The following is a 21912-nucleotide window of genomic DNA, read 5'->3' on the forward strand; positions in this document are numbered from 1 at the left end:
TTTACCTTAGCCTGATCCGTTACCAGTGAAAGTAACGTTCAGTCTATCTTTCTATCACATACCCAAATTTTTAAAGAACGATCTAATCAAAGACTAGAAATCAACATTCACCATCGCTAGGATGGAATGCTCATTTCTAAGCTTTCATACGTCAGAAGCAGTAGTGGTGGAGCCAAACGGGATCGAACCGTTGACCTCCTGCGTGCAAGGCAGGCGCTCTCCCAGCTGAGCTATGGCCCCATATTTCTACAGGCGTTTCCCACACAAAATTGGTGGGTCTGGGCAGATTCGAACTGCCGACCTCACCCTTATCAGGGGTGCGCTCTAACCAACTGAGCTACAGACCCAATTTCGGGCTGCTTCTTATCGTCTTCTTCAATGAATCAAGCAATTCGTGTGGGAACTTATGGAGCAGCTGATGTCGTCGATTAAGGAGGTGATCCAGCCGCAGGTTCCCCTACGGCTACCTTGTTACGACTTCACCCCAGTCATGAATCACACCGTGGTAACCGTCCTCCCGAAGGTTAGACTAGCTACTTCTGGTGCAACCCACTCCCATGGTGTGACGGGCGGTGTGTACAAGGCCCGGGAACGTATTCACCGCGACATTCTGATTCGCGATTACTAGCGATTCCGACTTCACGCAGTCGAGTTGCAGACTGCGATCCGGACTACGATCGGTTTTATGGGATTAGCTCCACCTCGCGGCTTGGCAACCCTCTGTACCGACCATTGTAGCACGTGTGTAGCCCAGGCCGTAAGGGCCATGATGACTTGACGTCATCCCCACCTTCCTCCGGTTTGTCACCGGCAGTCTCCTTAGAGTGCCCACCATGACGTGCTGGTAACTAAGGACAAGGGTTGCGCTCGTTACGGGACTTAACCCAACATCTCACGACACGAGCTGACGACAGCCATGCAGCACCTGTCTCAATGTTCCCGAAGGCACCAATCTATCTCTAGAAAGTTCATTGGATGTCAAGGCCTGGTAAGGTTCTTCGCGTTGCTTCGAATTAAACCACATGCTCCACCGCTTGTGCGGGCCCCCGTCAATTCATTTGAGTTTTAACCTTGCGGCCGTACTCCCCAGGCGGTCAACTTAATGCGTTAGCTGCGCCACTAAGAGCTCAAGGCTCCCAACGGCTAGTTGACATCGTTTACGGCGTGGACTACCAGGGTATCTAATCCTGTTTGCTCCCCACGCTTTCGCACCTCAGTGTCAGTATCAGTCCAGGTGGTCGCCTTCGCCACTGGTGTTCCTTCCTATATCTACGCATTTCACCGCTACACAGGAAATTCCACCACCCTCTACCATACTCTAGTCAGTCAGTTTTGAATGCAGTTCCCAGGTTGAGCCCGGGGATTTCACATCCAACTTAACAAACCACCTACGCGCGCTTTACGCCCAGTAATTCCGATTAACGCTTGCACCCTCTGTATTACCGCGGCTGCTGGCACAGAGTTAGCCGGTGCTTATTCTGTCGGTAACGTCAAAACAATCACGTATTAGGTAACTGCCCTTCCTCCCAACTTAAAGTGCTTTACAATCCGAAGACCTTCTTCACACACGCGGCATGGCTGGATCAGGCTTTCGCCCATTGTCCAATATTCCCCACTGCTGCCTCCCGTAGGAGTCTGGACCGTGTCTCAGTTCCAGTGTGACTGATCATCCTCTCAGACCAGTTACGGATCGTCGCCTTGGTGAGCCATTACCTCACCAACTAGCTAATCCGACCTAGGCTCATCTGATAGCGCAAGGCCCGAAGGTCCCCTGCTTTCTCCCGTAGGACGTATGCGGTATTAGCGTCCGTTTCCGAACGTTATCCCCCACTACCAGGCAGATTCCTAGGCATTACTCACCCGTCCGCCGCTCTCAAGAGAAGCAAGCTTCTCTCTACCGCTCGACTTGCATGTGTTAGGCCTGCCGCCAGCGTTCAATCTGAGCCATGATCAAACTCTTCAGTTCAAACATCTTTGGGTTTTTAAGAAACCCTAAACTTGGCTCAGCAATCGTTGGTTACATCTTTGATTTCTCGCGGAGTAACTTGTGATGCTGATAATCTTGTTGACTATCAGTCTGACTCCACAAGCACCCACACGAATTGCTTGATTCAGTTGTTAAAGAGCGGTTGGTTAAGAGCTTTCGTCTCAACCGAGGCGCGCATTCTACAGCAGCCTCATTTGCTGTCAAGCGGTTATTTTCAGAAGCTTTCGAAGATTTCTTCAACAACTTCAACCACTTGCGCTTCCGATCTCTCGTCAGCGGGAGGCGAATTCTACAGCGTTACACGCTGCTGTCAACACCTCTTTTTCAACTTCCTTTTGGCTTCGATGAACTGAAGCAACTTGCTGCCGAAAACTGCGTAACTCATTGTTTACCAAGGAGTTTTACGTTTCGACTGCGCCGGAAGTGGGGCGAATTATAGGCTTCCAGAGTCTGCGGTCAAGCGTTAATTACACTTTCGTTGCAGAAGGTGCTTTTTTTGCAATAAGGCGAGGGATTCGACGCATCAAGGGCGGAATCCGTAATACGAGGAGCAGCGTACCTATAGAAGCATAGATAGCCCACTCCTTCAGATCAGCCCGCACAATCCACAACATATGCAGTAGGCCAAGCCCCAGAATCACATAAACAAGGCGATGCAATTTCTTCCAGCGGCTACCCAGCCGACGCTGGCTATAGCGATTGGACGTTACCGCCAACACCAACAACGCCAAGAAGCCCAACGCCCCGACAATAATGTAAGGCCGCTTACGTAACTCCACGCCCAACTGTGACCAATCAAGGCCCAGGACAAACACACAATAGGCAGCCAGGTGCAGCACGACATAAGCGAAGCACCACAAACCAAGCTGGCGGCGTACAGCAATCCACCCAGCCCAACCACTGAGCTTCTGCAGTGGCGTCATACCCAGGGTAACCAACAACAGGATCAACGTACCCAAGCCGAGTCGATCAACCAATACCTTGCCCGGGTCCGGCCCCAGCGCAAAGCTCCACGCTTGATATAGCCATAACAACGGCCACACCGCCGCAGCGATAAAGATGCCAATGCGCCAGATGGGGTAACGCATCAGTAGTTCTTCCGCAGATCGAGACCGCTATAAAGAGAAGCAACCTCCTCTGAGTAGCCATTGAACATCTGCGTTTCACGCACATTGGGACTGAACAGGCCACTCGGCAAGCGACGCTCGCGCGCTTGGGTCCAACGAGGATGATCGACTGTCGGGTTCACATTTGCATAAAACCCATACTCATCCGCCGCAATGCTCTGCCAGGTGGTTTTCGGCTGCTCGCTTACCAGGCTGATCCGCACGATTGACTTCACGCTCTTGAAACCGTACTTCCACGGCACAACCAGACGCAACGGTGCGCCGTTCTGATTCGGCAGCTCCCGCCCATACATACCAACAGCAAGAATCGCCAAGGGATTCATTGCTTCATCCAGACGCAACCCTTCTACATACGGCCAGTCGATCAAGCCGAAACTCGAACGCTGCCCAGGCATGCTCTTGGGATCCTGAAGGGTTTCGAAACGAATGTATTTGGCCTTGGAAGTTGGCTCAACCTGCTTGAGCAAGGCAGAGATTGGAAAGCCTATCCATGGAATGACCATCGACCAAGCTTCCACACAGCGCAAACGATAGATCCGCTCTTCCAATTGATAGGGCTTCATGAAGTCTTCCAAGGCATAACGCCCCGGTTTTGCAACCTCACCATCAATCACCACGCTCCAGGGCTCGGTCTTGAGTGAGCCTGCATTGTTCGCAGGGTCGCCCTTATCTATGCCGAACTCATAGAAGTTGTTGTAGTGGGTGGCATCCTTGAATGGCGTAATGGCTTCGTCTTTAGCCGTCACTGCCTGCCATTTGGTAGCCGGCAGTTTCTCGGCAAACCAATCAGGCGCTTTGCCCGGTTCAACGTCGGCATAACGCGCAGCATCCTCGGCACTGGCCCAACGCGGCAAGCTGCTGGCGGCAATACCCGCCAACGCACCACCGAGTAAGCTGCGGCGAGAGAGATAAAAAGATTCAGGCGTGACATCCGATTCATGACAATCGGACGCTTTAGACAATTTGATTAACATGGCAACTCCGCAGCATTGGAGGACTGATGCACCAATAGACTGCGGAGTATGGGGGAAATTACATTAAGGCAACGTTTTGTCCCGACGCAGATGCAGCAGGTACTGAATCGGCCCCGAGACGGCATAAACCAGAAATGCCAACAGCAGGATACGCGGCGGATCACTGAAGACCACGGCGAACGCCAGCACGACCACCAGGATAGCCACGAAGGGAACGCGCCCCTTAAGGTCCAGCTCCTTGAAGCTGTTGTACTTGATGTTACTGACCATCAACATCCCGGCCGCAGCGACCATCAAGGCCACCAGGAACGACATTTTCGATCCCTGGATGCCATAGTCACTAAACGCCCAGACGATCCCCGCCACTACACCCGCCGCCGCCGGACTGGCCAGGCCGATGAAGTAACGCTTGTCGGCAGTTCCTACCTGGGTATTGAAGCGTGCCAGACGCAACGCCGCGCCCGCGACATAAATAAAGGCAACCATCCACCCCACCTTGCCCATATCACCCAGCGCCCAGGCGAATGCCAAAAGCGCCGGAGCAACACCAAAGGCAACCATGTCCGAGAGCGAGTCGTACTCGGCACCGAAGGCACTTTGAGTATTGGTCATACGCGCCACGCGACCATCCAGGCCGTCGAGCACCATGGCGACAAAGATCGCAATGGCAGCAAAGCCGAAATACTTGCTGGCACTCGCAGCATCACCCGCCGCCAGCGCGCTCTGAGCACTCATGGAGTTGATAATGGAATAGAACCCGGCGAACAGGTTCGCCGTGGTGAACAGGTTGGGCAAAAGATAGATGCCACGATGCCGGACCTTGCGGCCTTCCGCGTCATGCCCTTCTTCGACATGCTCATCGATCGGCAGCAGGCTTTCGGCGTCAGAAGCCTGGCTTGGCTCTTCGGGACGTTCGCTCATGGACTTTACCTTGCAACGGTGTGAAAAATTCGACAAATACTCGCGGCGAGTGTTCGCACGCAAACGATGCAGCTTTATACCAGAACCGGCCTCTCAAACGAAAAAACGCGGCCTAGGCCGCGTTTTCTCTTGATGCGCTCGACTTAGTTTTTGGCTTTGTCGACGATCTTGTTGGCACCGATCCACGGCATCATCGAGCGCAGTTGCTCGCCGATCACTTCGATACCGTGAGCAGCGTTGTTACGACGCTTGGCGGTCATAGAAGGGTAGCCGGTAGCGCCTTCGCTGATGAACATTTTGGCGTACTCGCCGTCCTGAATACGTTTCAGGGCGTTGCGCATGGCCTGACGGGACTCGGCGTTGATCACTTCCGGGCCAGTCACGTACTCGCCGTATTCGGCGTTGTTGGAGATCGAGTAGTTCATGTTGGCGATACCGCCTTCGTACATGAGGTCAACGATCAGCTTCAGTTCGTGCAGGCATTCGAAGTAGGCCATTTCCGGCGCATAGCCAGCTTCAACCAGGGTTTCGAAACCTGCTTTGACCAGCTCAACGGTACCGCCACACAGAACGGCTTGCTCGCCGAACAGGTCGGTTTCGGTCTCGTCCTTGAAGGTAGTTTCGATGATGCCGGTACGACCGCCACCCACGCCGGCAGCGTAGGACAACGCAACGTTCTTGGCGTTGCCGGAGGCGTCCTGGTAGATAGCGATCAGGTCTGGAATACCGCCGCCTTTCACGAACTCGGAACGTACGGTGTGACCTGGCGCTTTTGGCGCGATCATGATCACGTCCAGGTCAGCGCGCGGCACAACCTGGTTGTAGTGAATCGCGAAGCCGTGGGAAAAGGCCAGGGTGGCGCCTTTCTTGATGTTCGGCTCGATTTCGTTTTTGTACAGCGAGGACTGGAACTCGTCCGGAGTCAGGATCATGACCAGGTCGGCAGCCGCAACAGCGGAAGCAACGTCAGTCACTTTCAGGCCGTGAGCTTCAGCCTTGGCAACAGTGGCCGAGCCTTTACGCAGGCCAACAGTCACGTCAACGCCGGAATCTTTCAGGTTGCAGGCTTGCGCGTGACCTTGGGAGCCGTAGCCGATGATGGCGACTTTCTTGCCCTGGATGATCGACAGGTCACAATCTTTATCGTAATAAACTTTCATGAGGTTCCTCTATATATCCAGGCCGTAAGGCCATTCACTAATTTGGGTTAGATGCTGAGTACTTTGTCGCCACGGGCAATCCCGGTGACACCACTGCGTACCGTTTCCAGAATCGAGGCCGTCCCGATCGACTGGATGAAGCTGTCCAGCTTGTCGCTTGTACCGGTCAGTTGAACGGTATAAACGCTGGCACTCACATCGACGATCTGCCCGCGATAGATGTCGGTAGTGCGCTTGATCTCGGCACGTTGAGCACCCGTGGCCTTGACTTTAACCAGCATCAGCTCGCGCTCGATGTGGGCACTTTCCGACAGGTCGACCAGCTTGACCACTTCGATCAGCTTGTTGAGGTTCTTGGTGATCTGTTCGATCACTTCATCATGACCCACGGTGGTCAACGTCAGGCGCGACAGGGTCGGGTCTTCGGTCGGGGCCACGGTGAGGCTTTCGATGTTGTAGTTGCGTTGCGAAAACAGGCCGACAACACGAGACAGAGCGCCGGGTTCGTTCTCCAGAAGCAGGGAGATAATATGCCGCATGATTAAGTACGCTCCGTCTTGTTCAGCCACATGTCGCGCATAGAGCCGTCTTTGATCTGCATCGGATAGACGTGCTCGCTGGTATCCACCTGAATATCGATGAACACCAGGCGGTCTTTCATGGCGAACGCTTCTTCCATCTTCGGCTTTAGATCTTTCAAATCAGTGATGCGAATGCCGACATGGCCATAGGCTTCAACCAACTTGATGAAATCCGGCAACGATTCCATGTAGGAATGGGAGTGACGGCTACCGTAGCTCATGTCCTGCCACTGACGAACCATGCCCAGTACGCCATTGTTCAAGCAGACGATCTTCACCGGAAGGCCGTACTGCAGGCACGTCGACAACTCCTGGATGTTCATCTGGATGCTGCCTTCGCCGGTGACGCAGGCAACGTCGGCATCCGGGAAGCTCAGTTTCACCCCCATGGCCGCGGGAAAACCGAAGCCCATCGTGCCCAGGCCACCGGAGTTGATCCAGCGGTTGGGCTTGTCGAACTTGTAATACTGCGCGGCGAACATTTGGTGCTGGCCTACGTCGGAGGTCACAAAGGCATCGCCCTTGGTCACTTCGCACAGGGTCTCAATCACGGTTTGTGGCTTGATGATGCTGCCGTCGCCCTTGTCGTAAGGGAACAAGCCGCGATCGCCGCGCCATTCATCGATCTGCTTCCACCAACTGGCAACGGATTCCTTGTTCGGCGTCTCGCCGATGTCCTTGAGCGCGGCGACCATTTCTGTCAACACGCTTTCCACCGGCCCAACGATCGGCACGTCGGCCTTGATGGTCTTGGAAATGGACGCCGGGTCGATGTCGATGTGAATGATCTTGGCATTCGGGCAGAACTTGCTCGCGCCGTTGATCACACGGTCATCAAACCGTGCGCCCACCGCCAGGATCACGTCGGCGTGGTGCATGGTCAGGTTGGCGGTGTAGCTGCCGTGCATGCCGAGCATGCCGACAAACTGACGATCCGTGCCTGGAAATGCGCCGAGGCCCATCAGGGTATTCGTGACCGGCAGGTTGAGCATCTTGGCCAGTTCGGTCAACGGTGCGGAACCGCCGCCCAGAATCACGCCACCGCCCGAGTACAGCACTGGGCGCTTGGCCGCCAGAAGCATTTCTGCTGCCTTGCGGATTTGCCCAGAGTGCCCACGCACGGCCGGGCTGTAGGAGCGCAGCTTGGCTTTCTTCGGGAAAACGTATTCGAATTTTTCAGCCGGGTTGGTCATGTCTTTCGGGATATCGACCACTACAGGACCCGGACGACCGGACTGAGCGAGGTAGAAGGCCTTTTTCATGACTTCCGGGATTTCCGACGCATGCTTGATCATGAAGCTGTGTTTCACGATCGGCCGGGAGATACCGATCATGTCGGTTTCCTGGAATGCATCGGTACCGACCATGGTGCTAGGCACCTGGCCAGAGATGATCACCATCGGGATAGAGTCCATATACGCAGTCGCGATGCCGGTAATGGCATTGGTTGCGCCTGGGCCAGAGGTCACCAGTACCACACCGGCTTTACCGGTGGCACGGGCATAACCGTCAGCCATATGGGTCGCGGCCTGTTCGTGGCGAACCAGGATGTGGGTAACAGCCGGCTCCTTGAACAGTGCGTCGTAAACATGCAGCAGAGCACCACCTGGGTACCCGTAGATATAGTCGACGCCTTCGTCACGCAAAAAGCGGACGAGCATCTCACCGCCAGATAAAAGCTCCACGTTGTTCACCTCTAAAACGCCAGAATACCGTCCGTTGAAAACCGACGGGTCTTAATAGGTTTACTTCTCAACAGAGCATGAGCGACGGTGGTCGCCGACTACGTCAGCACTGACTGAGCAAGTATTGGGATCGTCCCAAGTGTTGCGGGCTTTTCCCACCCAGCGCGAGGTAACGCGTTGCGGGTGTAACAGGTCGGCGCGGATGTGCGCCTCATGATCTGCCGAGCGGGCCTGCTTCTGGCAGTCCCGATACAGCGGACTTTGGATTCTTGTGTTTCAGGCCCTTCAAGTCAAGCAATAATTGCGCTTTTTTCCAACTAAGCGCATGAGAACGTAGAAGAAAGGCCTTTGAGGAGGGATAAAACTCGCCTGAATGTCGTCAAGCGGTAGAAATATGCGCAAGACTGCCGAAAAACCCGGCAGTCAGGCAATTAACGAGCGTCGACGATCAATTGATCGAACTTTTTCAGCGCATTGCGCAATCCAAGGCTCTCGCGTGGCCGATCGGCGTAAACCATCTCTGCCATTTCGAGGATGCCCGAGGCATTGGGCAACGGCAGGTCCTGTTCGAGGATCTGCTTCATACGTGCCAGGAAGATCCACTGCAGCCACTGATGGAAATCCAGTGTGTCCACCGAAAACGGCTCGACGCTGCTGAGCGCCTGCGCACTGGGGGACACTTCGTCCCACCAGCCCTGCACGCGCAACTCGCGCTCGATCAGCAATAACTGTTCGGCTATCGCGGGAAACCGTGCATCCATCAGAGGTTGACCTTGGCTTTTTGACGGGCCTGCGCAGCGCCGGCGGCATCGCCTTGCGCAGCACGTGCATCACCAATCAGAGCCCACAGGCTGGCTTGCAGGTCGGGACGACCATTGGCCAGCGAGAGCCCACGACGAGCGAACTGCTCGGCTTGCGGCGCATCCCCCTGGGCCATGCGGACCTGTGCCAGGCGGTACAGCACTTGCGGCTCGCGAGGCGCAACGCGTTGCGCGCGCTCAAGGCTGGACGACGCACCGTTCAAATCGCCCCCCGCCTGTTGTTGCTGCGCAGTGGTCAGCAGCGCCAGCACCGGGCCATCCAACTGCTCATCAGCCGACAGGCCGCCCGCATTGGAAGACGAAGGAATGCCACTCGGCGTCGACGGCATCGTGTAGGTGCCTTGGTTGACCGGCGCCGCCTGAATCGGCGCAGCGTCGATCGGCCCGGAAGTGCTTGGCCCTGGCGTCCACGGCTCCGCACTGATCGGCGCCGACGTGGCAGCACCGCCGCCCGGCACCATCACTACAACGCCCGAATCCTGAGGCATGGCCTGCGGCTTGGCTTGCGCCGGACGGTTGGTCACGGTCTGGCGGAAACCGCCATTGGCCGAGATGCGGTCGTTATTGGAAACGGCCGTGCTCGAGTCCACCACGGGAATGGAGCCGCGCTGCACGCTGGAACAGCCGCCGAGCAAAGCCAGAACTGTAATCGCTGGAATACACCACTTGTTCACTTGAAACCCTCTTTGCTTAATTCATCCAGCCCTTGACCCAGTCCATCACCGATTCCGCGTCAGCGGGGGCACCGCCACCGCACGCAGCTCCAGGAGGTGGTTCGCTGCCGCGAATATACGGCATCTGCACCGCGCCCGGGCAGTTGGCATCGGAGCCTTGACCTGTGTGCGGATCAATCCAGGCCTGCACGATGTTATCCGGCTGCGGCATGTTTAACGGCAGCGGGTCGGCCTTGCGCATGAAACTGGTCCAGACCTGCAGCGCACCGGTCGCACCGGTAAACGGCGTCTTGCCATTATCGTCACGACCCAGCCACACCACCGCCAGCACGTCCTGACCAAAACCGGCGAACCAACTGTCACGTGAGTCGTTACTGGTACCGGTCTTGCCCGCCAACGTGAGGTTGGACGGCAGCACTTTATAGACAGAACTGCCGGTACCTTCACGCATCACGCGCTGCATCGCGTTCTGGATCAGGTAGATCGAACCCGCATCGAAACGCTGCTGGATCTGGAACGGGTAGCGCTTGAGCGGCTCACCTTCAGCGGTCAGCACACTGCGAATCCCGCGCATAGGGGTATTGAAACCGCCGTTGGCGAGGGTCTGATACATGGTCGCGACTTCCATCGGCGTCATTGCGCCAGCACCCAGCAGGATCGACGGAAAGGCCGGGAACTCACGGGTAATACCCAGTCGCGCCAGGGTCTTGAGAACATTCGGCACGCCCACTTCAAGGCCCAGGCGCGAAGTGGAAATGTTGTAGGAATGCGCCAGCCCCTGGTACAGGAATACGGTGCCATGGGAGCGGCGATCGAAGTTCTGCGGCGTCCACACCTGGCCATCCCCGCCTTTGACCGACAATGGGTCATCCGACAGCCAACTGGTCAGGGTGTATTTGCTCGGTTTTTCCAACGCCGTCAGGTAGACCGCCGGCTTGACCAGCGAGCCGATCGGCCGCACCGCATCCAGAGCACGGTTGAAGCCGGCAAAGCTGGCCTGGCGACTGCCGATCATGGCCTGGACTTCACCCGTTTCCGGGTTGGTCACCACCATCGCCGCTTCTACTTCATCGGAACCTTTACGGCCCGTCAGACGCTTGAAGGTGTCGTTGACCGACGCTTCCGCTTTCATCTGCAGGATCGGGTCAAAACTGGTAAAGATCCGCAGGCCTTCTTCGGTCAAGTCTTCGTCGCGGTAATCTTCACGTAACTGGCGTTTAACCAAATCGATGAAGCCGGGGAAAGAGCTGTCCGCCAATTTGCCACGAGTGGTCACACCCAATGGCATTTTCTTCGCTGCTGCAACTTGCTCAGCGGTGGCCACACCCTGCTGCTCCAACACATCAAGCACCAGGTTGCGACGCTCCAACGCACGCTCAGGGTTGCGGCGCGGGTTGTAGTAGGACGGGCCCTTGACCATGCCCACCAACAAGGCGACCTGATGCAACTTCAGCTCGGACAGCGGCTGACCGAAGAAGAACTGGCTGGCCAGACCGAAACCGTGTACCGCACGCTGGCCATCCTGGCCGACGAAGACCTCGTTGAGGTACGCCTCGAGGATTTCCTGCTTGCTGTAGTGCAGCTCAAGCAGCATCGCCATCATGGCTTCGGTGAGTTTGCGGGTCAGGCTGCGCTCGCTGGTCAGGTAGAAGTTCTTGACCAACTGCTGGGTCAGCGTACTGCCGCCCTGAGTCATCTTGCCGCCGGAGGTGTTGATCCAGATCGCGCGGGCAATCGACTTCGGCGAGACGCCCCAGTGGCTATAAAAGTCGCGGTCCTCGACGGCAACCAGGGTTTCAAGCAGATACGGCGGCACCTGATCAAGCTTGATCAAGATGCGATCTTCAAGGTTCTTCGGGTAAATCCCACCGATCATCAGTGGTTCGAGGCGCACCACCGGTAGCTTAGAGCCGTTGAGCGATGACAGCTCCGCCACATAGTCACCGGAAAAACGCACGCGTACCGGCTGGGCTTTTTCCAGGCCTTCATAGAATTGAAAGCCGCGGGTGTTCAGGTCGACCGTATTACCGCTGACAGCCGCCGCGCCCGGCCCGTTGCTCACGGGTTCACGACGGTAGCCCAGGGCATCGAGCTCAGTGAGGAAGTCATCCTTGCTCAGCTTCTGGCCAGTGAACAGCTCCAGCGGGCGTGCGTACACCTTGGCCGGAATGGTCCAGCGCTTGCCGGAGAACTTCTCCTGGACCACGGCGTCGAGGTACACCGCGACGCCTGCGAGCACCACAAGGCCCACAAGGCCGAGCTTGAGCGCCCAGCCGAGCCACGGACGCAGGCCACTGGAAGGAGGTTTTTTACGGGAACGGGGAGATCGGGTTCGAGTCATGGCGGCGGATTATACGCACTTTATTGATGTTCAACATGAGCCCGACAGCGGTTTGCACGACCGCCCGTAGCGGCCATAATGCCCGCCATGATTTCCCCCAGACTCTGAAGGATCGCCCGTGAGCCAAACACTGATCGCTGCCCTGCAAAACCCGGCTTTATACCCTCATCCGGTTGAAGCGTTCCACGTCATCGAAACCCATATTTCGTGGGTAGTGCTCACGGGGCCTTACGCTTATAAATTGAAGAAGCCGATGAACTTCGGCTTTCTGGATTTCACCGATCTGGAAAAACGCGGCCACTTTTGCAACGAAGAACTGCGCCTCAACCAACGCTTGACCCAGGATTTGTATCTGGACGTGCTGCCGATTACCGGTACGGCCGACACACCTCGATTGGGCGGTGAAGGGCCGGTGATCGAGTACGCACTGAAGATGCGTCAGTTCCCGCAAAGCCAATTGCTCAGCACTTTGCAGGCCAACGGCGAGCTGACCAGCGTACACATCGATGAGATGGCCAAACAAATTGCGCACTTTCATCTCACCGCACCAAAGGTCCCGCAGGAACACCCCGCCGGTACCGCGAACGAAGTGATGGCACCGGTTCGGCAGAACTTCGATCAGATTCGCCCGTTTCTCAGCGATAAAGCCGACCTGGCCCAACTGGAAGCGCTCCAAGCCTGGGCCGAAAGCAGCTTCGCACGCCTTAAACCCCTGCTGGCACAGCGCAAAATCGACGGTTTCACTCGCGAGTGCCACGGTGACATTCACCTGGGTAACGCCACCTTGATCGATGGCCACGTAGTGATCTTCGACTGCATCGAGTTCAACGAACCGTTCCGTTTCACCGACGTGTACGCCGACACCGCGTTCCTGGCCATGGACCTGGAAGACCGCGGCCTCAAGTCCCTCGCTCGCCGCTTCATCAGCCAATACCTGGAGCTGACCGGCGATTATCAGGGCCTTGAACTGCTGAATTTCTACAAAGCCTACCGCGCACTGGTACGCGCCAAGGTGTCGCTGTTCAGTATGCCGAGCGAGGCAAGCCCGGTGCAGCGCGCCACCACCCTGCGTCAATACCGCAACTACGCCAACCTGGCGGAAAGCTACAGCACCATTCCTTCGCGTTTCCTGGCGATTACCCACGGCGTGTCCGCAGTGGGCAAAAGCCACGTCGCCATGCGCCTGGTAGAAGCACTGGGGGCCATACGCTTGCGGTCGGACGTGGAGCGCAAGCGCCTGTTCGGCGAGCAGCAGGTAGAAAACACCCCGCAGGCGGGTATTTACACCACAGATGCCAGCGCCAAGACCTACGCTCGCCTGAATGAAATCGCCGACACCGTGCTACGCGCCGGTTTCCCGGTGGTGCTGGATGCCACTTTCCTCAAGCGCGAGCAGCGCGACGCAGCCGCCAAGGTTGCCGAAGCCACTGGCGCTCCCTTCCTGATCCTGGATTGCAACGCGCCATCAGCTGTTATCGCCAGTTGGCTGGCACAACGTCAGACAGATAAAAATGATCCGTCTGACGCTACGCTGGCCGTTATTGAAGAACAGCAGGCCAACCGTGACCCGCTGACCGCTGAAGAGCTGCTGCTGAGCAAATGTGTCGAGACCAACCAAAGCGGAACCCTCGATGCGTTGGTCGCACAAATTCGTCAACGCCTGCCTGGTCTGTAAGAAAAATTTCTTGGGCGTGTCGTCTTCTTGGGCGCACGCCCCAGCAATAGTGGCACTATAATGGCGTCATAAATCCAACAGGAGGTGCCCTCATGAGTCAGCCTAAGCTTCTTGATACCCCGCTCTACGCGCTCCTGCATAAAGACGATATTCGAGGTTTCAATCATCAACGCCCGAAAGAAGGCGTCATCGACATGCGCGGTGGCGACTTCCGTGGGCTGGACTTACGCGACCTGCACGCGGATGACGTGGATTTCACTGATGCGTACTTCCGCTCCGCCGATCTGCGCGGCCTGGATTTGCGTCACTGCTCGCTGGAGGGCGCCAGCCTGGCCCATGCACAGATTTCGGGCACCTACTTCCCGCCTGAGTTGACCGCCGACGAAATCCTTATGTCGGTCAACTTCGGCACCCGCCTGCGCTATCGCACCAAGTAATACATCCGCCCAAGGCCCGACTACGCGCAATGCGTAGCGGGCGCTTTACCCTGCCCGCCGTCAAAATCCCCGCGCCATTCTTATAAGCTTTTGGGCCGTTTCGGACCAAAGAACCACGCTTTTCCTACTGAGCGCTACACTCCCTTTCAGGCTTGCCTGGTCACGATACCCACCGCACCATTCGGCCGTTGCAAGGAGGCTTGATGAACGATGAGCTGCAACACCTGAAGAACCTCGGCAAGACATCAGCACAATGGCTGCATGCGGTGGGCATCCACAGTGCATCGGACTTGCGTCGCCTGGGGGCGGTCGATGCATATCGAGCCGTAAGGACCCGTGGCTTCCGGGCCTCCAAGGTTTTGTTGTACGCCATTGAAGGCGCCTTGATGGATGTGCACTGGAACGACATTCCTGCGGAGCGCAAGGAAGCATTGAACCGGCAACTGGAGGCGATTGCAGCGCGCCAGAAAATTTAAAATGGCCGGCAAACCCAAGGTCTACGCGGGTTTCGAACAGATGTTTGAGAAAAAACCAAAAGCAGGCAAAAACAACTGTTGACTCACAAATGAGAATCGTTATGATTATCACAACTGGTCGCGAGATCAGCCGATAACTGAAAGACCATTGGTTCGGACTCTCAGATTATCTCCTCATCAGGCTAATCACGGTTATTTGACCCGGCTCTTGCCGGGTCTTTTTTTGCCTGCGCGAAAGCTGGCATCACCGCGTGATAATCAACGGATGCCCACGTTCCGGATGCGGCTGCACCAACACATCCAGCCCAAACACCGCTTTAAGCGGCTCGGGCCGCATCACCTGTGCCGGCATATCCAGAGCATGCGGGCGCCCCTTCTCCAGCAGCAAAATGCGGTCACAGTAACGCGCGGCCAGGTTCAAGTCGTGAAGGATTACCAGCACCGCCGCCCCGCGATCGGCAAACGCCCGAATAGCCTGCAAGGTCGTGTGTTGGTGTAGAGGATCAAGCATTGATGTGGGCTCATCCAGCAACAAGGTCTGCCCCGCCTCTCCAGGCCATAGCTGCGCCAGCACGCGCGCCAGGTGCACGCGTTGACGCTCCCCGCCGGATAACGCCAGGTAACTGCGGCCCTTCAAGTGCGCGACATCCGCCGCCTGCAAGGCCGCCTGGATGATTTCGTCATCGCGTACGCGGCCGGTTTGATGAGGTAAACGGCCCATGCCGACCACCTCTTCGACACGGAACGCAAAATCCAGGGTCGAGGTTTGCGGCAACACCGCCAGTCGCTGTGCACGCTGCGATCCGCTCCAGTTTTCCAGCGCTTGCTGATCCAGCCACACCTTGCCCTGATTGGGGCGTAACTCACCGCATAACGCACCGAGCAGCGTACTTTTCCCGGCGCCGTTGGGGCCCAGCACGCCGAGCACTTCGCGCGGCAGCAGGTCCAGGGTGATATCCGCCAGCACAGTCTTGCCGCCGCGACGAATCTGCAGGTCTTGCACACTCAACATCAGGCACGCCCCCGCAACAACAGGTAAAGAAAAAACGGCGCGCCAATGAACGCGGTCACGATACCGATGGGCAGTTCAGCCGGTGCCAAGGCCAGCCGCGCGACCAGATCGGCAAACAACAGCAAACTCGCGCCCGCCAATACCGAAGCCGGCAACAACACCCGGTGATCAGGCCCCGCCAGCAACCGCACCAAATGCGGCACTACCAGCCCGACAAAACCAATCATGCCCGCCGCCGCCACCGCAGCCCCTACCCCCAAGGCAGTGCAGAACACCAATTCACGCTTGAGCCTTTCAACGTCAATTCCAAGATGATTGGCCTCGGATTCACCCAGCAACAATGCATTCAGTGCTTTCGCCCGGCGCGGCAACCACAGCGCCACCCCAGCGCTGACCAGCAGCAACGGCCACAACCGCGAATAACTGGCACCGTTGAGGCTGCCCAGATTCCAGAACGCCAGAGTGCGCAGAGTGGCGTCATCCGCCAGGTAGGTGAACAGGCCTACCGCCGAACCGGCCAACGCCGTAAGGGCGATACCCGCGAGCAGCATCGTCGCGACATTGGTCTGGCCGTTATGCCGCCCCAGGCGATAGACCAGCGCGGTAACGCCCAACCCGCCCAAAAAAGCGCACAACGACAGCAAGTAGGGCCCGAGTGCATCCGGCAGCCCACCCAACAGCGAACCGCCGACAATCGCGATAGCCGCCCCCAGCGCCGCGCCACTGGAAACGCCCACCAAACCCGGATCTGCCAGCGGGTTGCGAAACAGCCCCTGCATCGCCACGCCCGACAAGGCCAATACGCCACCCACCGCCAGGCCCAGCAAGGTTCGCGGCAGACGAATCTGCCCCAGGATCAGTTCAGCCTGCTCCAAACCTTGCGCTTCGATCGGCACGCCGACCAACCGCAACGCCGCCTTGAGCGTATCCAGCAACGGCAAACTCACCGGCCCCAGTGCCAACGAGAGCCAGGTCGCTAACACACACAACAGCGACAGCCCGACAAACAGTGTTTTCGGTTTAACCAGAGAGGTCATGGGGAAGGCTTGGCCTGAGGCGGATAAAAGCCGCTGGATAAATGCACCAGGCTTTGCGGCAGGCGCGGCCCAAGCCCGCCCACCAACAGCGTCGGATCCAATTCAAATACTCGCCCATTCTTTGCGGCAGGCGTTGAAGCCAGGATCGGATTTTCCTTGAACAACGCCGCGCGTGCCGCATCCCCCGTAAGGGCACGGTCAGCAAATACCAGTACATCCGGGCTCAACCCTGCCAGCGACTCCACGGAAAACGGTTTGTAACCACTATGGGTGGCCAAGTTATGCCCACCCGCCTGCCGCAGCACCCAATCGCCCGCCGTGTCTTTACCGGCGATCAACGGCTTGCCCCCGGCATGGCCGATCAGCAACAACACACCCGGCGCCTTTTGCGTGGACCGGGCGTTGGCAACCCAGTTTTTTTGCTGAACCAGCGCCTGTTCATATCCGGCAAACAATTCGCGGGCCTTGGTTTCGTCCCCGAGTAATTTGCCCAGGTGTTGAAGATTGCCGTTCAAGCTCGGCAGATCTGGCTGCGCGGAGAACATTTCGACCTGGACACCTGCGTTGCGAATCTGCGCCAGCACCGGCGGCGGCCCCATCTCTTCGGTACCCACCAACACCTGGGGGCGCAGGCTGAGAATACCTTCGGCCGACAACTGCCGCTGATAACCAATGCTGGGTAGGGCCTTGAGCGATTCAGGATGCTGACTGGTGGTATCCACCCCCACCAGTTTCGACTCGCCGCCCAACGCCGTCACCCATTCAGACAGCGCCCCACCGGCACTCACCCAGCGTTGTGGCGGCTCAGAGGCTTGCGCCCCGGGGTTGACCAGCAGTCCGACAACAAGCGCAATAGCGCTGGCACTCAGGCGCATAACAGGGTTTCCTTCCAGAAGCAGGGCCTCTTGAGCGCTCACGAATGTGACAGATAATCCCTGCCAGGCATCGAACCGAGTACCCAGTCAGCAAACGGGCGAAGCCGGCATTTGATAATTGTTTGCATTTGAACGTCAAGGCACTTAAGGATTGTAATGAAGTTTCTCTGCCCCTCTGATGAGCTAGCGCCAGACAGCAGCCGCGGGTTTGATATCGACGGCTGCAAGCTATTGGCGGTGCGCCGGGAGGGCATTGCCTACTTCTATATCAACCGCTGCCCCCATCGAGGCATCCCCCTGGAATGGCACCCTGATCGCTTCCTCGACGACAGCGCCAGCCTGATCCAGTGCGCCACCCACGGTGCACTGTTCCTGATCGAGAGCGGCGAATGCATCGCAGGCCCGTGCGCCGGCAAGAGTCTCATTGCGCTGCCCGGCCGTGAAGACGAACAAGGCCTGTGGGTAGACGTCTAGTCGAGCAGCACGTCCAATCGGCGGTCCACGCCAATTTCCTCGGAGGTCACCCGTACGCCATAGGCCAGCACTTCCACGCCGGCCGCCTTGGCTTCGCGCAGGGCCGCAGCGTAGATGGCGTCGATTTCCACCGCCGGGCGCACCGCATCAATGCCCGACAGGTTGACGCAATACAACTGCACCGCCCGCACACCCTGCCGCGCCAGGTGCGCCAGCTCGCGCAGATGCTTGGCGCCACGCTGGGTCACCGCATCGGGGAAAGCGGCAACCCTGCTGTCGTCAAAGCCCAGGGTGACGCTTTTAACTTCCACGTAGGCCGCGCCGTCCGGGTATTCCAGCCGGAAGTCGATCCGACTTTTCTCCTGACCGTAGGGCACTTCACGCTTCAATGCGGTGAAGCCGTTGAGTTCCGTGATCACGCCCGCGCGCAACGCTTCCTCCACCAACTGATTGGCGCGCGCCGTGTTCACACATGCCAGGCGCCCTTGCGGTGTTTCGGCAATTTCCCAGGTACCAGGCAATTTACGCTTGGGGTCACTGGAACGGCTGAACCAGACCTGCCCGCCTTCGACCATGCAATTGAGCATGGAACCGGTGTTTGGACAGTGAATGGTGAGCAACTCGCCGGTAACGGTTTCGATATCGGTGAGAAAGCGCTTGTAGCGCCGGATCAGCCGACCCTCTTCGAGGGGAGGATGAAAACGCATCAGCCTTGCCAACTCCGCAGACCACGGGCAATTCGCTCTACGGCTTCCTGTAGGCGCTCAAGGTTTTGGGTGTAGGCAAAACGCACGTGGTGGCCGGCTTGATAGCGACCAAAATCCAATCCGGGGGTAAAGGCGACGTGTTCGGTTTCCAGGAAGTGACGACAAAACGCGAAGGCATCACCGCCGAACGCGCGGATATCGGCGTACAAATAGAATGCACCTTGCGGCTCTATCGCGATGCCGAAACCCAGTTCGCGCAGGGCCGGCAATAGAAAGTCGCGACGGCGGCCAAATTCGGTGCGGCGCTCTTCCAGAATGCTCAGGGTTTGCGGGGTAAAGCAGGCCAGCGCCGCATGCTGAGCCATGCTGGGTGCGCTGATATAGAGGTTCTGCGCCAGTTTTTCCAGTTCACTTACCGCCGCCGGCGGGGCTACCAGCCACCCCAGGCGCCAGCCGGTCATACCGAAATACTTGGAAAAACTATTGAGCACGAAGGCATCGTCGTCGACTTCCAGCACACTCGCGGCGTCTGTGCCGTAAGTCAGACCGTGATAGATCTCGTCCACCACCAGATGGCCGTCACGTGCCTTGATCGCGCTCGAAAGCCCAGCCAACTCGTCCCGCGTGAGCATCGTCCCGGTAGGGTTGGCCGGAGAGGCGACCAGCGCGCCTACGCTGTCCTGGTCCCAGTGCTTGGCGACCAGGTCGGCAGTCAACTGGTAGCGCACTTCAGGGCCCACGGGCACCAGTTGGGCGGCACCTTCAACCAGCCGCAGAAAGTGCCGGTTACAGGGGTAACCGGGATCTGCCAGCAGCCAGTGCTTACCCGGATCGACCAGCAGGCTGCTGGCCAACAACAACGCGCCGGAACCGCCAGGCGTGATCAGAATGCGCTCGGGGTCTACGCACAATCCGTAACGCTGCTGGTAAAACCCGCTGATGGCTTCGCGCAACTCCGGCAAGCCACGAGCGGCCGTGTAACGGGTCTTGCCATTGGCCAGCGCCGCCTGGCCGGCCTGGATAATCGGCTCGGCGGTAGTGAAATCCGGCTCGCCGATTTCCAGGTGGATCACATCATGGCCAGCAGCCTGCAGCTCATTGGCCCGCGCCAGCAATGCCATGACATGAAAAGGTTCGATGGCGCGACTGCGCGCACTGTAGGGCTGAGCCATTAGCCTTCCTTAACGGTGAGGACAAAATCCGGATTCTACCGAACCCTGGCGCTAAAACATGCTCTATTGCCTGTTCGGCCGCCTGTGTGGTCCGGGCAAGCGCGTACAAAACGACTAAAATCAACATCCGAGCCGAGACATACCCAGCCACGACAGGCGATTGCAGTTTGCAACCTCTGCGCGACGGGCCTCGACAACCGGGAGTGGCGCACCCCGAATCTATCTGGTAAGTTCGCCCGCTTGCAGCCGCAGGGCCGGCAGGTGTCGGTGACGTTGCAATCCTGCGCAATGGATTAGAAGAGTGAGAGGCGGTCTATTCATGTCCACCCAAGACAAGCAAAACATCAGCGGCTTCGAACCTTACGTAGAAAAGAAAGGTGAGGAGTACATGGGCGAGCCCATGCGCGCGCATTTCACCAAGATCCTGAACAAGTGGAAACAGGACTTGATGCAGGAAGTTGACCGCACCGTTGACCACATGAAGGACGAAGCAGCCAATTTTCCTGACCCGGCCGACCGTGCCAGCCAGGAGGAAGAATTTGCCCTCGAACTGCGCGCCCGTGACCGCGAGCGCAAGCTGATCAAGAAGATCGACAAGACCCTGCAACTGATCAAGGACGAAGAATACGGCTGGTGCGAATCCTGCGGCGTCGAGATCGGCATTCGCCGCCTGGAAGCCCGCCCGACTGCGGACCTGTGCGTAGACTGCAAGACCTTGGCCGAAATCAAGGAAAAACAGGTCGGCAAGTAATCCTGCCGGGCTGAACGAATGGGGCGTGCGAACGCCCCATTTCTGTTTCTGGCGTTTACCGATTTTCCAGTAGTATCCGGCCCATGACAGCCTCTACCTATATCGGGCGTTTTGCCCCCACGCCCAGCGGCCATTTGCATTTCGGCTCACTGGTCGCCGCCCTCGCTTCTTACCTTGACGCCCGCGCCCACAAAGGCCGTTGGCTGATGCGCATGGAAGACCTTGACCCTCCCCGCGAAGAGCCCGGCGCACAGGCTGCGATTCTTCATGCATTGGAAAGCTATGGTTTCGAATGGGACGGTGAACTGGTCCGACAAAGCGAGCGGCATGATGCCTACGCCAAGGTATTGAACGACCTGTTCAACCATGGCTTGGCCTACGCCTGCACCTGCTCGCGCAAACAGCTGGAACCCTATAACGGGATCTATCCCGGCCTGTGCCGCAATGCCGGCCATGAGCAGCAGAATGCGGCCATCCGCTTGCGTGTTCCTGAGCTGGAATACCACTTTACCGACCGCGTGCAAGGCGAATTCCGACAACACTTGGGCCGCGATGCAGGAGACTTCGTTATCCGTCGCCGTGACGGTCTCTACGCCTACCAACTGGCCGTGGTGCTGGATGATGCCTGGCAAGGCGTTACCGATATCGTGCGCGGCGCCGACCTGCTCGATTCCACCCCGCGCCAGCTGTACCTGCAAGAGCTGCTGGGCCTGCGCCAACCACGCTATTTGCACGTGCCATTGATCGTCCAGCCGGACGGTAACAAGCTGGGCAAGTCCTACCGTTCACCGCCGTTGACGCCAGGCCAGGCCACCCCCTTGCTGGTCAGGGCCTTGCGCGCGCTCGGCCAGCAACCGGCGGCCGAACTGCTTCATGCCAGCCCGCGGGAGCTGCTCGACTGGGGCATCGAGCACTGGGATGCCACACTGATCCCACGCACACTGACGCTGGCCGAGGCGCAATTGAGCTGAAGGCGCTTGCAGCTTGCCCGGCATCCGTTACCATCGCCGCAGTTTTTTAATCAG

General features: G+C 57.9%; 20 protein-coding genes, 2 tRNA genes and 1 rRNA gene. 6 read left to right on the forward strand and 17 right to left on the reverse strand.

Features of this window, described 5'->3' with window-relative positions; all coding sequences use genetic code 11:
- Positions 1 to 164: 164 nt before the first annotated feature.
- The 12 genes from KSS96_RS24150 to mrcB all read right to left on the reverse strand — a co-directional run bounded on the left by KSS96_RS24150 (position 165) and on the right by mrcB (position 12271).
- Positions 165 to 240: transfer RNA gene (locus KSS96_RS24150), tRNA-Ala, on the reverse strand.
- Between the two features lie 30 nt (positions 241 to 270).
- Positions 271 to 347: transfer RNA gene (locus KSS96_RS24155), tRNA-Ile, on the reverse strand.
- An 82-nt stretch (positions 348 to 429) separates the two neighbouring features.
- A 16S ribosomal RNA gene (locus KSS96_RS24160) occupies positions 430 to 1966 on the reverse strand.
- A gap of 488 nt (positions 1967 to 2454) precedes the next feature.
- Positions 2455 to 3075, reverse strand: a complete 621-nt coding sequence (msrQ, locus tag KSS96_RS24165; protein ID WP_017528759.1) for a protein-methionine-sulfoxide reductase heme-binding subunit MsrQ — start codon at positions 3073 to 3075, stop codon at positions 2455 to 2457.
- Positions 3075 to 4088, reverse strand: coding sequence for a protein-methionine-sulfoxide reductase catalytic subunit MsrP (gene msrP, locus KSS96_RS24170; protein ID WP_068937239.1), 1014 nt, complete (start codon positions 4086 to 4088; stop codon positions 3075 to 3077). Before msrP ends, msrQ begins: the two co-directional genes overlap by 1 nt.
- A gap of 63 nt (positions 4089 to 4151) precedes the next feature.
- Positions 4152 to 5009: a CDP-diacylglycerol--serine O-phosphatidyltransferase gene (gene pssA / locus KSS96_RS24175; RefSeq protein ID WP_065876800.1), complete on the reverse strand. Its 858-nt coding sequence runs from the start codon at positions 5007 to 5009 to the stop codon at positions 4152 to 4154.
- A 143-nt stretch (positions 5010 to 5152) separates the two neighbouring features.
- Positions 5153 to 6169 carry a ketol-acid reductoisomerase gene (gene ilvC / locus KSS96_RS24180; protein ID WP_003194132.1) on the reverse strand — a complete coding sequence of 339 codons (1017 nt, stop codon included), beginning with the start codon at positions 6167 to 6169 and terminating at the stop codon, positions 5153 to 5155.
- 47 nt (positions 6170 to 6216) lie between these two features.
- Positions 6217 to 6708: an acetolactate synthase small subunit gene (gene ilvN / locus KSS96_RS24185; RefSeq protein ID WP_003176102.1), complete on the reverse strand. Its 492-nt coding sequence runs from the start codon at positions 6706 to 6708 to the stop codon at positions 6217 to 6219.
- A gap of 2 nt (positions 6709 to 6710) precedes the next feature.
- The gene (locus tag KSS96_RS24190; protein WP_026067331.1) at positions 6711 to 8435 is read right to left on the reverse strand and encodes an acetolactate synthase 3 large subunit; all 1725 of its coding nucleotides are present in this window, start codon (positions 8433 to 8435) and stop codon (positions 6711 to 6713) included.
- Positions 8436 to 8866: 431 nt separating this feature from the next.
- Positions 8867 to 9196, reverse strand: coding sequence for a YqcC family protein (locus tag KSS96_RS24195; protein ID WP_017528763.1), 330 nt, complete (start codon positions 9194 to 9196; stop codon positions 8867 to 8869).
- Complete coding sequence (locus KSS96_RS24200; RefSeq protein ID WP_017528764.1) at positions 9196 to 9930, reverse strand: tetratricopeptide repeat protein; 735 nt, start codon at positions 9928 to 9930, stop codon at positions 9196 to 9198. The genes KSS96_RS24195 and KSS96_RS24200 overlap by 1 nt, the downstream gene beginning before the upstream one ends.
- Positions 9931 to 9946: 16 nt before the next feature.
- Positions 9947 to 12271, reverse strand: coding sequence for a penicillin-binding protein 1B (gene mrcB / locus KSS96_RS24205; protein ID WP_017528765.1), 2325 nt, complete (start codon positions 12269 to 12271; stop codon positions 9947 to 9949).
- A 118-nt stretch (positions 12272 to 12389) separates the two neighbouring features.
- Between mrcB and KSS96_RS24210 the strand changes: the two genes are divergently transcribed.
- From KSS96_RS24210 to KSS96_RS24220, 3 genes are all read left to right on the forward strand, one after another.
- Positions 12390 to 13946, forward strand: coding sequence for a bifunctional aminoglycoside phosphotransferase/ATP-binding protein (locus tag KSS96_RS24210; protein ID WP_065876798.1), 1557 nt, complete (start codon positions 12390 to 12392; stop codon positions 13944 to 13946).
- Positions 13947 to 14038: 92 nt separating this feature from the next.
- Positions 14039 to 14383, forward strand: coding sequence for a pentapeptide repeat-containing protein (locus KSS96_RS24215; protein ID WP_017528767.1), 345 nt, complete (start codon positions 14039 to 14041; stop codon positions 14381 to 14383).
- 203 nt (positions 14384 to 14586) lie between these two features.
- Positions 14587 to 14859: a TfoX/Sxy family protein gene (locus KSS96_RS24220; RefSeq protein WP_017528768.1), complete on the forward strand. Its 273-nt coding sequence runs from the start codon at positions 14587 to 14589 to the stop codon at positions 14857 to 14859.
- A 244-nt stretch (positions 14860 to 15103) separates the two neighbouring features.
- On the opposite strand, the gene KSS96_RS24225 is transcribed toward KSS96_RS24220, so the two are convergent.
- The 3 genes from KSS96_RS24225 to KSS96_RS24235 are packed head-to-tail and all read right to left on the reverse strand — an operon-like array spanning position 15104 to position 17783.
- Entirely contained in the window at positions 15104 to 15871 is a 768-nt protein-coding gene (locus KSS96_RS24225) for a heme ABC transporter ATP-binding protein (protein ID WP_065876797.1), read from the reverse strand.
- Positions 15871 to 16854 carry a FecCD family ABC transporter permease gene (locus tag KSS96_RS24230; protein ID WP_175404173.1) on the reverse strand — a complete coding sequence of 328 codons (984 nt, stop codon included), beginning with the start codon at positions 16852 to 16854 and terminating at the stop codon, positions 15871 to 15873. Before KSS96_RS24230 ends, KSS96_RS24225 begins: the two co-directional genes overlap by 1 nt.
- Positions 16855 to 16904: 50 nt before the next feature.
- Positions 16905 to 17783, reverse strand: a complete 879-nt coding sequence (locus KSS96_RS24235; RefSeq protein ID WP_068937240.1) for a heme/hemin ABC transporter substrate-binding protein — start codon at positions 17781 to 17783, stop codon at positions 16905 to 16907.
- 156 nt (positions 17784 to 17939) lie between these two features.
- Between KSS96_RS24235 and KSS96_RS24240 the strand changes: the two genes are divergently transcribed.
- Positions 17940 to 18257: a Rieske (2Fe-2S) protein gene (locus tag KSS96_RS24240; protein WP_017528772.1), complete on the forward strand. Its 318-nt coding sequence runs from the start codon at positions 17940 to 17942 to the stop codon at positions 18255 to 18257.
- On the opposite strand, the gene sfsA is transcribed toward KSS96_RS24240, so the two are convergent.
- A complete protein-coding gene (sfsA, locus tag KSS96_RS24245; protein WP_217855375.1) occupies positions 18254 to 18964 on the reverse strand; it encodes a DNA/RNA nuclease SfsA in 711 nt (236 codons plus the stop codon). The two genes, KSS96_RS24240 and sfsA, sit on opposite strands and share 4 nt — an antisense overlap.
- The gene (locus KSS96_RS24250) at positions 18964 to 20136 is read right to left on the reverse strand and encodes a pyridoxal phosphate-dependent aminotransferase (RefSeq protein WP_065876795.1); all 1173 of its coding nucleotides are present in this window, start codon (positions 20134 to 20136) and stop codon (positions 18964 to 18966) included. The genes sfsA and KSS96_RS24250 overlap by 1 nt, the downstream gene beginning before the upstream one ends.
- Before the next feature lie 319 nt (positions 20137 to 20455).
- On the opposite strand from KSS96_RS24250, the gene dksA reads away from it, so the two are divergent.
- Both dksA and gluQRS read left to right on the forward strand, forming a co-directional pair.
- Positions 20456 to 20887 (forward strand): RNA polymerase-binding protein DksA, encoded by a 432-nt coding sequence (dksA, locus tag KSS96_RS24255; RefSeq protein WP_065876794.1) that lies wholly within the window; start codon positions 20456 to 20458, stop codon positions 20885 to 20887.
- A gap of 83 nt (positions 20888 to 20970) precedes the next feature.
- Positions 20971 to 21858: a tRNA glutamyl-Q(34) synthetase GluQRS gene (gene gluQRS / locus KSS96_RS24260; protein WP_017528776.1), complete on the forward strand. Its 888-nt coding sequence runs from the start codon at positions 20971 to 20973 to the stop codon at positions 21856 to 21858.
- The last annotated feature ends 54 nt before the right edge of the window (positions 21859 to 21912 follow it).

The organism is Pseudomonas asgharzadehiana, from assembly GCF_019139815.1.
Lineage (GTDB): Bacteria > Pseudomonadota > Gammaproteobacteria > Pseudomonadales > Pseudomonadaceae > Aquipseudomonas > Aquipseudomonas asgharzadehiana.